Annotated in this window: 7 protein-coding genes; 5 read left to right on the forward strand and 2 right to left on the reverse strand. The window is 70.9% G+C overall.

Annotated features, from left to right (window positions below):
* From K6U06_RS16865 to K6U06_RS16885, 5 genes are read left to right on the forward strand one after another with little or no spacing between them, the layout of a single operon-like run.
* On the forward strand, positions 1-1803 hold the full coding sequence (locus tag K6U06_RS16865; protein WP_262323127.1) for a VgrG-related protein: 1803 nt from the start codon (positions 1-3) through the stop codon (positions 1801-1803).
* 13 nt (positions 1804-1816) lie between these two features.
* Positions 1817-2266, forward strand: a complete 450-nt coding sequence (locus K6U06_RS16870) for a GPW/gp25 family protein (protein ID WP_262323128.1) — start codon at positions 1817-1819, stop codon at positions 2264-2266.
* Positions 2267-4219, forward strand: a complete 1953-nt coding sequence (locus tag K6U06_RS16875; protein ID WP_262323129.1) for a putative baseplate assembly protein — start codon at positions 2267-2269, stop codon at positions 4217-4219.
* On the forward strand, positions 4219-5007 hold the full coding sequence (locus K6U06_RS16880; protein WP_262323130.1) for a phage tail protein: 789 nt from the start codon (positions 4219-4221) through the stop codon (positions 5005-5007). Before K6U06_RS16875 ends, K6U06_RS16880 begins: the two co-directional genes overlap by 1 nt.
* A 43-nt stretch (positions 5008-5050) precedes the next feature.
* Positions 5051-5491 carry a hypothetical protein gene (locus tag K6U06_RS16885; protein ID WP_262323131.1) on the forward strand — a complete coding sequence of 147 codons (441 nt, stop codon included), beginning with the start codon at positions 5051-5053 and terminating at the stop codon, positions 5489-5491.
* A 294-nt stretch (positions 5492-5785) separates the two neighbouring features.
* On the opposite strand, the gene K6U06_RS16890 is transcribed toward K6U06_RS16885, so the two are convergent.
* Positions 5786-12256 carry a carboxypeptidase regulatory-like domain-containing protein gene (locus K6U06_RS16890; RefSeq protein ID WP_262323132.1) on the reverse strand — a complete coding sequence of 2157 codons (6471 nt, stop codon included), beginning with the start codon at positions 12254-12256 and terminating at the stop codon, positions 5786-5788.
* Positions 12253-14802 (reverse strand): carboxypeptidase-like regulatory domain-containing protein, encoded by a 2550-nt coding sequence (locus K6U06_RS16895; protein WP_262323133.1) that lies wholly within the window; start codon positions 14800-14802, stop codon positions 12253-12255. Before K6U06_RS16895 ends, K6U06_RS16890 begins: the two co-directional genes overlap by 4 nt.

Genomic DNA, 14802 nt, shown 5'->3' on the forward strand with positions numbered 1-14802 from the left:
TTGCCTATCTCACTGACCCCGACGCTGAGCGTCAACGGGTCGGACCTGGGTGCCGAGTGGTTGGACGCGCTCACCGAGGTGCGCGTCGAATCCGAGTACCAGGTGCCGGCGAGAGCCACCCTCCGGTTCCTCGAGCGTGACGGCATAAGCGGCGCCAGCTTCTTGATCGACGACTCCAGCCTCGACCTCGGCTCGCCCATCGAGATCGCCGCGCTGGCGCCCGACAGCGGCGAGTCGGTGACGCTGTTCAACGGCGAGATCACCGGCATCACCATGGACATGGGCAAAGACGGCGCCGCCGAGCTGAGCTTCACCGCCCACGACAGATCGCATCGCCTCAGCCGGACCACCACCGTGAAGGCATTCGCCCAGTCGAAGGTGTCCGACATCGTGTCGACCATGGCGTCGCAGGCGGGGTTGACCGCGATGGTCGACGCGACCACCGAGGTCTTCGACTGGATCCTTCAGCCCGACAGCGACCTCGGGATGCTCACCGAGCTGGCCCGCCGGACCGGATACGACTGGTGGGCGGAAGGGCGCAAGCTGCACTTCGCCAAGCCGGCGGCGGGCCAGACCGTCTCGGTGACCTACGCCGAGTCGCTGATCGCCTTCTCGGTGCGAGCCTCCGGCCAGCACCCCGACCAGGTGAAGGTCCAGGGTTGGGACAAGTCCCAGAAGACCCCGATCACCGGCAGCAGCAGCACCGCCTCGACCGCAGTGCTGTCCACCTCGCCGCTGGCCAAGAAGGCCAACGACGCACAGGCCGCTTTCGGCAGCAGCGCCATCTTCACGATGGGCCTCACGCCGGCCAGCCAGACCGAGGCCCAGTCCATCAGCCAGGCCGTCTTGGACCGCGCCGTCAGCGCGGCGGTCTCCGTGCGGGGCACCTGCGTCGACGAGCCGAGCATCGCTCTGGGCACCACCGTCGAGGTCAGCGGGGTCCCGACCAAGGTCGCCGGCAAGTACCCGGTCACCAAGGTCGAGCACGTCTTCCGGGCCGGGACCCCCCTGACCACCCGCTTCAGCGCAGGGGACCGCACCTCGCATTCGCTGGTCGACACGCTCGGCACCGGCGCCGCCCGGACCCCGGCGTTCCATCACTCCGGCCTGGTCGTCGGCATCGTCACCAACGCCCAAGACCCCGACGGTCTCGGGCGGGTGAAGATCAAGATCCCGAGCCTCTCCAACGACGTAGAGACCTGGTGGGCTCGCGTCGTCAACGTGGGCGCCGGCGCCACACGCGGCTACGGCTACCAGCCCGAGGTCAACGACGAGGTCCTCGTCGGCTTCGAGAACGGCGACCCCCGCCAGCCGGCGATCCTCGGCGGCCTGTTCAACGGGGCGGACAAGCCGCCCGAGCTCAAGTACACGAGCAGCAAGAAGCTCGCGGAGCGCACGATCACGTCCCGGCAAGGCCACGTGTTCTCCATCGTCGAAGGCGACGACGACCCGACCACCGCGGCCTTCCTCTTCAAGCTGGCCGGCGACAAGGCCAAGCTCAACCTGGCGGCCAGCGGCGCCACCGTGGAGATGCCCCAAGGCAAGCCGATCACGGTCAAGTCCGGTACGTCGTCGATAGTGATAAGCGACTCCGGGGACATCACGATCGCTTCGCAAAGCGGCAACATCTCCCTGAAATCCGAGGGCGGGAACGTGACCATCGAGGGCGTCCAAGTCAAGGTCACGGCCCAAAGCGAACTGGCACTTCAGGGCCAGGTCAAAGCCGGCATGAAGGGCGCGATGGTCGCGGTGGAAGCCGACGGCGTGGCCCAGGTCAAGGGCTCACTGGTGCAGATCAACTGATGGCTGGTGCACGATGACAGAACCTCTCCTACCCGCCGGCCGCTCCTCGGAGCCTTCCGCCGCCGACCCGTCGTTCATCGGGCGCGGCTTCCGTTTTCCCATGGGGGTCGACAACCGGGGAAGCCTGGCGCTGACGTCGGGTCCCGAGGACCTCGACTGCTCGGTGCGCGTGGTCTTGTCGACCGCGCCCGGCGAGCGGGTCATGCGCCCCGAGTTCGGCTGCCGAATCTGGGAGTTGCTGTTCGAGCCGGTCAACGCCAACACCCTCGGCCTAATGGGTCAAGCAGTGCGCGACGCGCTGGCCCAGTGGGAGCCTCGAGCCAGGGTCGAGTCGGTCGATATCGTGCCTGACTCCAACGACTCGTCGCTGGTGCGGATCCACGTGACCTACCTGGTGCGCACCACCAACGACCGGCGCAACCTGGTCTACCCCTTCTACGTCATCCCCCGAGAGGAGGGCTAGGTGACCCTGCCCGCCCCCAACCTCGACGATCGCCACTTCCAAGACATCGTCGACGAAGCCAAGCGCCTCATTCCCCGCTACTGCCCCGAGTGGACCAACCACAACCTGTCCGACCCGGGTGTGGCGCTCATCGAGCTGTTCGCGTGGATGAGCGAGATGATCCTGTTCCGGCTGAACCAGGTCCCGGACCGGTTGTACACCAAGTTCTTGGATCTGGTCGGCATCGAGCCGTTCCCGCCGTCGGTGGCGCGCGTCGACCTGACGTTTTGGTTGTCGGCCGTGCTCGACACCAACGTCGTCGTGCCCGCCGGCACCGAAGTGACCACCGCGATCGGGGCCGCGACCGGCGAGGACGTGGTGTTCTCCACGACCGAGGACCTGCCGATCGGACCGCCGGACCTGTTCGCGGCCAAGACCGGGACCGCCAGCAACGACCAGCTGCTCGTCGACGCCTGGGACGACCTTCGCTTCCCCGGCAGCGAGGTGGTGTGCTTCACCACCGCCCCGCTCACCCCCGGCGACGCGGTGTACCTCGGTTTCAGGCACACCCTCGGCGGCAACCTGCTGCGCCTGTCGGTGTCGGCCAGCATCGAAGGCATCGGCGTGGACCCGAACAACCCGCCCATCGTCTGGGAGGCGTGGTCGGGGGAGGCGTGGCTGCACGCCCCGGTACAGCTCGACACCACCGGCGGGCTCAACCGCGACGGCCAGATCCTCCTGCAGGTCCCCCGCACCATGGGCGCCCTGTCGCTCGGCGGGACCAGCGCCTACTGGCTGCGCTGCCGGCTGATCCCGGCGCGCGACGGGCAGGCCCCTTACCAGACATCGCCCCGCCTGGCGTCGGTGACCGCCGACGTCCTCGGCGGCACCGCGTCGGCGGAACACGCCTCGGCGATGCCCGGCGAATCCCTCGGCCGGTCGGTCGGCGCGCCGGGCCAGACCTTCGTCGTCGGCCGGCCGCCGGTACTTCCGAGGGCGGAAGGCGAGGTCATTCGGGTGGTGACCACCGACCGGGCCGAGGACTGGCTCGAAGTCAGCGACTTCACCGCTTCCAAGCCCGGCGACGCGCACTACATCCTCGACGACGCCACCGGGACCGTCACGTTCGGGCCGGCGGTCCGCTACCCCGACGGCACGGTCCGCCAGCACGGGGCCATCCCACCCGACGGCGCCGAGATCCTCATCACCGGCTACCGCCACGGCGGCGGAGCGGCGGGCAACGTCGGCGCGGGGACGCTGAACGTCCTGCGCAGCTCGCTGGCCTACATCGACCGGGTGACCAACCTGGAACCGGCGATCGGAGGGGTGGACGCCGAGACCCCGGCCAACGCCAAGCTGCGGGGCCCGCTGACCTTGCGGACCGGGCAGCGGGCGGTGACCGCCCGCGACTTCGAGCGCCTGACCCTCGAGGCGTCGACGGAGGTGGCCAGGGTCCGTTGCCTCAGCCCGTCGGAGCCGGCAGCACCAGTCCGTCTCCTCGTCGTCCCGCAGCTCCGGCGCCGTCCCATGGATCAGCAGCTCGACGACTTCGCGCTCTCCGACCCGCTCGTGGCGCGCATCACGTCGCACCTCGAGCCACGCCGGATGCTCGGCACAACAGTCGAGATCGGCACCCCGTACTACCAAGGGGTCACCGTCGCGGCGCTGCTCACCTCGCTGGCCGGGCGCCCCGCGGAGCTGGTCCGCCAGCGGGCCCTCGAGGCGCTGTACCGCTACATCAACCCGTTGAGCGGAGGGACCAACGCCGAAGGGTGGCCCTTCGACACCGACCTCAACGCGTCGCCGCTGGCGGAGCTGCTCGAAGCGGTGGAGGGCGTCGAGCGGGTCGAGGAGGTGCTCCTCTTCGAGTACGACCTGCGCACCGGGCAACGCCACGGGGTCGGCCGGGAGATGATCCACCTGGACCGCCAGTCGCTGTTCCTCTCCGCCCGCCACCAAGTCGTCGTGCGCTGATGGCGGCCCCCGCCCGCCAGGGAGCGCAGGCCCGCCAGGCCGACTGGCTGGTCGCGCAGCTGCCGATGGGCATGCTCGACGACGACTTCTTCACCCGGTTCGTGTCCCTGTTCCAGGAGGTGGCGTCCACCCTGGTCGCCGGGGCCGACAACATCCCCAACGTGGTGGACGTCACCGTCGCCCCCGCACCGGTCGTGCGGTGGCTGGGCTCGTGGATCGGGCTGCACGCCATCGACGACTCGCTCCCCGAAGACCTGCAGCGCCGGCTGGTGCGCGAGAGCAGCCGGGCGCTGGCGTGGAGAGGAACCCGGGGCGGCTTGGAGCGCTACCTCGGTGTCATCACCGGAGGACCGGTCGACATCGTTGAGAGCGGCGGCATCTACCGGGAAGGCGACGGCGGCCACCGGCCGCCGTCGGTAAGGGTGAACGTGACCTCGACGGGATGGCTGGCTGACGCCGAATTCGTCACCCTGGTGGCCGACGAGGTCCCCGCCAGCGCCATGCTCGAAGTGTGGGTGGGCGACCGGCGGCTGTGGCCTTCGGGCGGCCCCGACGCCCCCGACGGCACCGGAGTGACGGCCGACGAAGGATCTCGCGGCGTGCCGTCGGCGCTGGGGCCGCCGGGAGTGCCCGGGGCCGGCGACGCGACAGCCGCCGCGCCACTCGGCGAGAGCCGGTCGGGCGGCAGCCCCGCCCACGAAAGCGGTCCTGCGCCCGACGGCGACGGGTCGGCGCAGGCACCCGACGGTGACGGGTCCGCGCAGGAACCCGGTGGTGACGGCACGTGACCGGCTCGCGTGCGATCATCGGCACTCGACGACGAGGAGCGGCATGAGCACCGACATCACCTGCCCAACCTGCGGCACCGTCAGCCACTTCGAGGAGATGGGACGCGACGCGGCGTCGTTCTGCCGGACGTGTGACTACCCGCTGTTTTGGGCTCGCTCCGCGCAGCTAGCGGCGACCGGCGCCGGCGGCGACGCCGGCCTGCGCCGCCTGCCCGGCACAGCAGGCAGGATGGCCGTCGCCACCCTCGAGTGCCCGGCGTGCACCGAACCCAACCTGGTCACCGCCGCGATCTGCATCCGCTGCGGGGCCGACCTGCACCCCGCCCCGGTGATCCAGGCCCCGCCTCCGCCCGAGCCGACGGTCACCTACATGCCGCCGCCACCGCCCCCGCCGCCGGCCAAGCGGGTCATCTGGCCGTGGGTGCTGCTCGTGTTGGGCCTGGTGATCGGCTTGGTCCTGCTCGTCGTCTTGGTCGCCACCTGACCTGACGTCGGGCGCGGTTCCGGCCGCGGCGGCCCGGGCGGAGCGGGGCGGCGACGGCCGGGGCACAGCGCGGGGCCCGGTCGGCGCACCCCGGAGGCAGGACGGATAGAGCAAGTGTCTCTAACCCGCACTATTGCGCGGGTTAGAGACACTTGCTCTCGCTGGGACGCGCAAAGCGCGCCACCGAAACGGACACCCGCCACGCGGGACGCCCGGCGGGCGCCCGCGTGGCCCTCTGGGGGCGCCCGGGTAACGCCCGCGTGAGACCCAAGGCGCTGGAGCCGGCGGTGACCGCTACTGGGCGGTGACCGCTGGGACGGTGAGCACCGTCCCGGGGGTGACGCTTCCGCTAAAGGTTCCGTTGACCGTCTTGCCCTTGAGGGTGCCGGTCACGGTCCCGTTGAACGCCACGGCCGCCCCGGCGGCCGATGGGACGAGGATGATGGCGTCGCCGGTCGTTTTGGCGGTGTTGTCGCTCCAGGCGCCTGCGGTGGTGGTGATCGTAGCGGTGAGCCCGCTGGCGGGAGAGCCGGTGCTGTCCTGGACCGGCACGACGACCGCCGTGGCGTCCTCCACCAGCGGGGTCCCGTCGGCGACGGTCACCGTGGCCGACTGGGTGGTCAGCCCGTTGACTCCGAAGGCCATGGTGTAGGCGCCGGCCGGCTCGTAGTACGGACCGAAGGTGCCGACGCCACCAGCGGCGGTCACCGGGAGCGCAGTCCCGGCGATCGTCACGGTCGCAGCAGTGCCCGAGGTGAGAGCCGGGCTGGGCGCGATGGTGCCCGACACCGGCGCGAACGCCGAAGTGAGGTTGAGGGGGCTCGGGCCGGAGTCGGCGATCGGCACCAGGATCTTGCCGGTGACGGTCACCCCGTCGAGGGTGACGGTCACGTTGTATGCGTCGGTGTTGTCGGGCACCACCCCAGTGATGGCCGTGCCGGCGGTGCCCGTGTAGGTGTGCTGCGCGTTGACGAGCGTCACAACGGCGTTAATCAGCGTCATCGAACTGTTGGCGATGCTGCTGGCGGTGACCGTCACGCTGTGCGTGATCGGCGTGAACGCGCTAGATGCCGTCGCGGTCGGCGAGGACGAAGTCGGGTCGGCCGTGACATCCGGGGCGGTATAGCCCGAACCTGTCAGGACCGCGTGAACGGTGTAGCTGGTGCCGAGGGCCGCCAGCACGCTGTAGGAGCCGGTCGAACATCCGGTGTTGGAGCAGGCAACGGTCGGGTTCGCCAGGGCCGGGCTGCCCCCGGAGATACTGACCACGGCGCCGCTGGCCAGGGAGGTAGTGGATGCCGGCGTGATGGTCACCGTCCCATTGATCTGCCCGACCTGGACCGTGAAGGTATTCGGGCGGGTCGTCCCGGCAGGGCAGATGACGATGGGTACGGCGGTCTGCGTCGGCAGCGTGCCGGCCGCGACGGTGCCGCTGACGAGCAGTTGGTAGGCATCGGGGACGACGGACGTGAACGACGCGGACGTCCCCGACACCTGCACCGACTGGGATCTGCCGAGACCCCGCACCAGGGTGACTCCCGAGCAGGTCGCCGTCGGGGCCGCGGTGTCCGGGGTGAGGGTCGCGGTCGCGCCGCTCAGGTCCAGGCTGAGCGTGTTGGCGACCGGGACCGACACCGCCACCGGGTTGACGGTCATCGTCAGGTTCTCGGTCGTGGTGGGGTATGAGGTGGCGAACGCGAGCGGCGCGCTGAACGAGTATCCCGACAGCGCGACGGTCACGACGTAGCTACCGCTCGGGATGTAATCGGGCGACTGACCGGCGACGCTCGAGCTGTCGAAGCGGTAGAACCCGTCTCCGTAGACGGAGTCGTGGGCTGTCGTGGCGGTGGCCAGCTTGGTGGTGCCGTCGGCCTTGTACAAGGTGACGGTGGCGCCGTTCAGGCCGGTCAGGCTGAGCGGACCTTGGGTGTTGACCACCCCGAGGATGGTGTTCTGCTGGAGGTTGAGAGTGACGGTAAACGGCTTGGGGGCGACACCGGGCGAGAAGGGGACTGGGCCGACCGAAAGCGGCGAGTACCCCGGGGCCGAGAAGTTGAACGTGTAGGGCACCGGGTCGATCGTCACGGTCATGGTGTCGCAGTTCGAACCGGGGTCGGCGGTGCACGTGCTGGGGCCGTTCTGGGTGACCGTCGTTCCCGTCGAGCTGAGTGCGCTCAGGATCACGCCTGGCACTGGCTTGCCGTCGCTGCCGGCGATCGTGATCGTCACGGTCTGCTTGACGGCGGTCACGGTCAGGTCGGCGGCGCCGTTAGCGCCCGGCTGCAGGTACGGGGGCGTTGCCGCCGGCACAAAGACCGCCGTGCTCGCGGTGTAACCGGTCGGGGGGGTGACGCTCACCTGGTAGACGTCGCTCGTCCCGACACACAGGCCACCGTCGGTGGCCCCCGGGCTGGTGTCCCCGACGATCGTGTAGTTGCCGTTGCCGTCGGTGACCACGGCGGGCGGGTTGGTCTCCGCGCAGCCCGGGGTGGTGGCCTTGTCGACTGCGGTCACGGTCACCTTGTTCGCCGCTCCCGGCGTCGACCCGATCATGGAGGTCACGTGCCCGGTGATCCACCCCTCCTCGACCACACTGTCGGTCAGCGCCGGCTGGCTGGCGACGAGAGCGAGGGGCCCCGATGCGTACGTCCGGTAGCCCGCCGCCCGGATGAACACCTCCACGTTGTTGAGGCCGCTGGCGGTGACCGACAGATCCGAGAAGGTGACCGACGTCCCGCTGAGCGTGGTCGACGACACCAGGTTGGAGCTCCCGCCGCCGCACGCCGCGGGCCCGGTCCCGCCAGACACCGTGCAGAGGTAGGCGGTCGCGGCCCCGACCGGCGGAGCGAGCGCGGCGGACAGGTTGACGGTGAGCGCCACGTGAGCGACGAGGTTCACTGCCGGGGGGACCGGTTGGGTCGGGGACGGCGTGACCGTGGTGGAGCACGCGGATGGCAGGCAGAGGCCGACGGTGAGTACCGCGCTGGCCGGGTCGTAGCCCGCTGCGCTGTAGGCGAGGTCGTACACGCCGGGCTCGGCCGCGCCGGTCTGGGCGGAGGACCCGTCGCTGAACTGCAGGGCGCCGGCGACGTCGGCGGCGGTGATCGACACCCCGTTGGACGTGGAGGGGGTGACGCTGACGGTGACACCCGACGACGGAGTGATCGTCCCGGTGATCGCGCTCGGGACCGGGTCGAGGGTGAGCGCAAGCGGTGTCGCGGCGCCGAGGGTGATCGGCGAGGTCGTCCCGACGAAGGTGGACACCCCGCTCGGGTTGGCGATGGTCACGGTGGCCTGCCCGGACACGAACGGGTTGGCCTGGGCGGCGCTAAGCAGCCACGTCCCGTCGCCGGTGGTGGTGGCGGCCACGGTGGCCGTCTGAGGCGCGCCAGGCACGCCGGGAGAGACGTACGCGTAGCCGGTGGCGCCGCTGATCAGCACGGTGGGCAGGTTGAGCAGCGGAACGGTCGGACAAGGCGCGAGAGCCCCGGTGGACGCCGTCGTGGACACCGGGCACTGGAGCGTTCCCGACGGGGTCCGGTAGGGGAAGGAGAGGGTGACGTTGGTGTCGGTGGAGATCTGCTGGTAGAGCAGGGCGGTGTCGACCGCCAGGTTGTTGGGCTCCGCCTTGAACTGCACCGACGGCGACGAGTAGGTCGTGGCACCGGAGGTGTATGTGTAAGAGACGGTGTAGGTGTCACCGGCGACCAGCGGGCCGACGGTGAGCTCCTCGCCGGTGCTCGGTGACGTGCCCGGCGGTGGGCTGCCGTCAGCCGGTTTGGTGTTGGTCAGAGTGACGGTGACACCGGCCTGGTAGGCGGGAGGTGCCACCCCGGCGGCCAGGAGGGTCACGACGTGGTAGGCCGGTGCCTCGTCGAGGGTCAAAGCCTGCGACCCCACGAAGAGCTGGTTGGTGTCGAGCGCCAAGGTGACGGGTATCTCCGTCTTCTGGTAGCTGACGTTGCCCACGGTCGGCGCGCTGACGGTCATCGTGTAGTTGCCGTGGGGCAGGTTGTCGACCTCGAAACCGCCTTGTGAGGGCGCCGGCACCAGGGTCGTCGGGAAGCTGGGTGTGGTCGCCGCCACGCCGGCCGGCTGGCCCGTCGTCGAGTCGACCAGCGTGACTACGGGGTCGGCCACGGGCTGGTGGGTGGCGCCGTCGAGCACCACGCCGGCCACCTTGTCGAGGATCGGCAGCAGCAGGGTGGGGGCGAACACCGTGGCCCCGAGGGGGACTGTCACCTGCACGCTCGCCGGTTCGAACCCGATCTTCAGCGCGTCGGCGGCCGACACGCTCACGACGTGCACTCCGGGACCGACGCCGGTGATCTGGTAGTTGCCGTTGGAGGCGCTGACCTGTCCTGTCGCTACGCCGTCGAGGGTGAGGTTGGCGCCTTGGACGGGCTTCTGGTTGAACAGGTCGGTGACGGTGCCTTGGATCGTCCCGGTGTTGATGCTGAGGTTGGTCCCGACTGGCATCGAGACGTTGACCGACTTGGCTTGGCCGGCGACCACCGTGACCGCGGTCGACTGGGTCTGGTAGCCGTAGTCGGTGACGGTGAGGATGTACTGGCCGGGCGGGACCTGGCCGAAGTCGAACCCGCCGACGGGTGACGCGCTCTGGGTCAGGGTCTTGTAGGTGTTGGTGTCGTTGGTGAGCACCACGCCGGCGTCTGGCAGCCCGGCGCCTTGAGCGTCGGTGACCACACCGGTGACGTCCGCGCTGGCCGGCGTGACCGAGGAGTTGACGACCGCGTTGCCGGCGAGGTCGACCTGTTGGGTCTGCGACACCCACCCGGGCCCGGAGATGGTGAGCGCGTAGGTGCCGGGGATGTCCAGGTTGGGGAGTATGTAGGAGCCGACCGGGTTGGTCGTGGTGGTCGTCGCGGTGAGGCTGGTGGTGCCGTCGCTGGCGGTGACCGTGAGGCCGCCGACCCCGGCGCCGTTGCGGACCGAGGTGACGATCCCCGACAGCGAGCCGGTGCCCGGGGTCATGGTCTGGTTGATGCCCTTCTGGCTGCCGCCGGCGGGCAGAGTGGCGATGGCGGTCTGCGTGCCGTACCCGGCGGCGGTGGCGCTCACCAGGTAGGTGTCGGGGGTGCTGAGCCCGGTGACCGCCCAGGTGCCGACCGCCCCGACCGTTGGCGTCTTGGTGTGGATCGTGATGGTGCCGTCGGTGATGGTGAGGTCGACGCCGCCGAGCGGGCCGCTCGGGCCGAACACGGTCCCCGACAGGGCTCCCTTGCCGGGGCCGATGGCGGCCGAGAGCTTCACCGGCTGCCCGTCGGCGGTGGTAGTGACGATGTACCGGCTGGTCGTGTAGCCGGCCTTGGCGAAGGTCACGAGGTAGTAGCCGGGCGACCGCAGGCCCGAGAAGGCCCACGACCCGTCAGGCGTGGTCTTGGTGGTCATCGACGGGCTCTCCGTCGCGGTGGTCCCGCTGGCGGTGGTGGCCGATACCAGCGTCCCGTACAGCTTCCCGATCGGCGTCGATCCGCCCGCCTTCGAGCGGGCCGCGGTCTGGGTGGCGGCCACGCCGGCGCCGCTGTTGGCGAAGTTGGCGCCTTGCGCCGCCTCGTCCACCAGCGACGTCGGCGCGATGGTGACGGTCACCCCGCCAGGGTCGGCGGCGGCGACCTGGCCCGACACCCGGCTGGTCTGCGACGCGCCGTTCGAGCCGGCCGCAGCCCCCGACGAACCCGACGGGGACGTGGATCCGGGCGCGCTCGGCCCGGAGGCGGGTGTCGCCGGGCCGGCGGCCTCCGCTCCCACTCCGCCACCAGACGCGCCGGCCAGAGCGGAGCCGGCGAGAGGCGATCCCGCCGGCGCCTTGGAAGGCGCCGGGGCGCCCGACGCTCCCGACGGGGCGGCCGGGGGCGTCACGCCGGTGGACGCGGCGCCTCCCGCGGCCTTCCCTACGCCAGCCGCACCGGAGGCCACGCCTGCCCCCGCGGAAGGAGCGGCCGGCACCGACAGAGGAGAGGAGACGATGGCCTTGTTGTTGGCGCTTTTGGCCAGGCGGCCGGAGAGAGCGGAGATGCCGACGATGGCCACGGCGACCCACACCGCCACGACGAGCCCGATCGCCACGGCCTTGGTGAACCAGGCCCTGAAGAACGGCCGCTGGAGCAGGGTCCCTTCGAGGTTGAGCGGCGTGGTCCGCCCCTGAACGCGGATCCCGAACGGGTGGCGGCGGATCGATCCGCCGACGGGGCGGGGGCCTTTCACCCGGCTCGGGATGCGCACCTCGACGCCGGGCGGCAGGACCGGGGCCGGGTCCGAGAACCGAACCTTGACGTGGCGGTCGGGGCTGGTGGCGGCCAGCTCGACGCGCAGCGGTGTGCGGCCGCGGTTGCGCAGCACCAGGTCGAAGCGGGCCGTCCCACGGCCCGTCACCGTCGGCGGCTCCATGGCGGCGGCGATCTGCGACCCGTCGCCGACGGAGATCACCAGGTCGGCGCTGACGATCTCGGCCGCAGAGCCGGCCGGCCGGTCGACGGCCATGGCCTCCAGCTTCCCCACCAGGTCGCTCGGCGGGTGGCCGAGCGGCAGGGTCACGACCAGGTCGCCGGCGGCGGTCGCCCCGGGCGGCACCGGACCGATCCGTTCTGGGGTCTGGACCCAGCGCGGGTCGAGGCCGATGACCCGCACCGACCACGTGACCGGGGAGGGACCCGGGTTGTGCAGCGTGAAGGAACCGATCGTCGCGTGCCCCGGCGCGACCTCGATGGGGTCGACTCGCAGCTGCGGACCGCCGACGCTCATTGGGTGGTCACCTGGACCGGGTCGGCGGCGGGGTTGCAGGTCGTCTGGGGGGCGGTGGGCGCAGCGCCTGCCGTGCCGGTGGTCTGCGAGCCGCACACGGGCGTGGCGGTGCCGAGGGCGGTGGTGATGACGGCGGTCTCCTGCGGGCTGGACCCTGCCGGGTAGTCGAACGAGACGACGAAGCTCTGCGGGGCGTCGACGTTGGAGATGGTGAAGTTGCCGCTCGAGTCGGTGACCGCGGTGACCAGCACCACCGTCGGGTACTGGCTGGTCAGGTACAGCCGGACCTCGGTCCCCGGTACCGGGGTCTTGCCCTGGCTGCCGGCCAGGGTGACGTGCCCGAAGATCGACGCGGCCGGGTTGAGCACCGCGTCGAACTGCAACCGCTGGCCGGCGGTGAGGGTGACGATCCTCGAGGTCGGCAGGCCGCCGGGCCTGGTGAAGCTGACCGTGTAGGTGCCGGGCACCACGCCGTCGATCTCGTAGGCGCCGGCGGTCGGCACCGACGCCGACGTCACCTTGTAGCTGGTCGAGCCGGAGCTGAGGAGGATGGCGACCTCGCTCACCGGTCCGTGCGCGTCGGACACGACGCCGTAGATCGCCGCGCTGCTCGAGAGCATCGTGGCGTTGATGCCGGTCGCGTTGGAGGTCACGGCGGTGAGCGCCAGCGCCTGGGTCTGGCTGGCCAGGTCCGGACGGGAGAAGGTGACGGTGTAGGTGCTCGGCACGGTCAGCCCGCTCAAGGTGTACGTGCCGATCGCGCCGGTGCTCAAGGTGACAGTCGTGATCGACGTCTGGCCGTTGGTAGCAGTCACTGTCACCCCGCCAGCCGGGGCGCCGTCGACGGTGGAGACCGTGCCTGACACCGACCCGACCCCCGACGTCAAGGTGACGGCCTCACCGGTGAGCTGCTGGCCGGCGGCGAGCGACAACGCGAGGGTCTGGGTGGCGTAACCGGGGTCGGAGACGACCAGGGTCAGGTTGTCGGGGGTCGGAAGGCCCGAGAGGGTGAAGGTCCCGACCGAGCCGGGCGTGGTGACCGTGACCGTAGAGACGGTGGTGGTGCCGTCAGAGGCGCTGACCGTGGCCCCGCCGAGCGGGCCGCTCGGACTGGAGACGGTGCCGGTCACCGAGCCGTCCCCTTTGTGGAGGCTGATCGAGATGTCGCTGCGGGCCTGCCCGCTGCCGAGATCGACCTGCTGGACGCTCGGGGCGTACCCGAGCTTGGTCACCACCAGCTGGTAGAGGCCCGGTGATGGCACGTTGCCGAGGGAGAAATCGCCCGAGGAGCCGAGGATCTGGGTGGCGACGATGATCGGCCCGGCCGACGCCGAGGTGCCGGCCTGGCCGGCGGGCGCCGCAGCGCTGCTCGCCCCGGCCGCGGGAGGGATCTGCAGGGTCAGCAGCGCTCCGGCCGCGTCGCCGCCCATGATCTGACCGCTCAACACGACCGGGACGCCTCCGAGTCGCATGTCGACGCCGGGGACGGTCTTGCCGGCGACGAGGTTCACCGGCGTCGCGATGTCGGGCGTCAGGGCTTGCGGGTACCACAGCTCACTGAACCCGGCACCCGAGAAGTGCAGCTTGTAGCTGCCGGCGGCCAGGCCGCTGAAGTGGTAGCCGCCGCTGGCGTCGGTGGCGGTGGAGAGGATCGGGGTGGCGGTGTTGGCCGCCTGGTACAGCTCGACGGTCACGCCGCTGACCGCCGCTCCCGAAGTGAGGAGGTTGACGGTGCCGGTGATACCTGACGTCCCGGCGTTGGCCGAGCTCGACTGCCCGGCCTGGGCGACTTGGATGGCCAGGTTCCGGTCGGCGGTGGACTTGTTGACCACCTGCGACAGAGACGCCGCGATGACCACGGCGAAGATGGTGGCCACCGCGAGCAGGCCGACCAGTGCCATGGCCCCCCGGGTCAGGCGGGGCTTTTGCACCCAGGCGCCGAACGCGATGACCGGCGCCGACGGCGGGCCGGCTTCGATGGTGAAGGGGCGGATCTTCGGGCCGCCGAACCACGGCCGCTTGGCCCGCAGGTGGGCGGTACCGATGAGCGCTTCGCCGGGGGCGAGGGTCGGCATGGCCGGATCGAACCGGAAGCCGACCTCCCCCTCTTCGTCGCGCCCGAGCAGGTCCACGTCGAGGACCGAGTTGCCGGTGTTCTCGATGACCAGCCCGACTTCGGCGCCGTTGCCGCCGGTGACGCTCGGAGGGTCGACCGCGACGGTGACGTTGGGCTCCGCCGGGACTGCCAGCTCGACCTCGACCCGGGCCACTTCGGCGGGCGGGGTGAGCTCGCTCACCTCCACGGTGAGCGCCCGGCTGCCGGCGGGGATCCCGGCCGGGAGCGTCACGGTGAGCAGCGCCACCCCGCTCGAGTCGGGGAACAGTGACAGGCTCTCCTGGTCGAGCACGGCCCACTGCGGGTCGACCCCGAGGACCCGGATGCTGTGGCCGCTGATCACCGAGCCGGTGTTGACGACCCGGACGGTGACGACCGCGGGCCGGCCGGGGACGGCGGACAGCCGGCGGGGGGAGACCTCGACGCGCAT

Source organism: Acidiferrimicrobium sp. IK, from assembly GCF_025499425.1.
Lineage (GTDB): Bacteria > Actinomycetota > Acidimicrobiia > Acidimicrobiales > Palsa-688 > Acidiferrimicrobium.

Bases quoted from the DNA above. Each gene is read 5' to 3' on its own strand.
- K6U06_RS16870 (WP_262323128.1), top strand. From the start codon at position 1,817: ATGACAGAACCTCTCCTACCCGCCGGCCGCTCCTCGGAGCCTTCCGCC.
- K6U06_RS16880 (WP_262323130.1), top strand. From the start codon at position 4,219: ATGGCGGCCCCCGCCCGCCAGGGAGCGCAGGCCCGCCAGGCCGACTGG.
- K6U06_RS16885 (WP_262323131.1), top strand. From the start codon at position 5,051: ATGAGCACCGACATCACCTGCCCAACCTGCGGCACCGTCAGCCACTTC.
- K6U06_RS16890 (WP_262323132.1), bottom strand. From the start codon at position 12,256: ATGAGCGTCGGCGGTCCGCAGCTGCGAGTCGACCCCATCGAGGTCGCG.
- K6U06_RS16895 (WP_262323133.1), bottom strand. From the start codon at position 14,802: ATGCGCGTCGAGGTCTCCCCCCGCCGGCTGTCCGCCGTCCCCGGCCGG.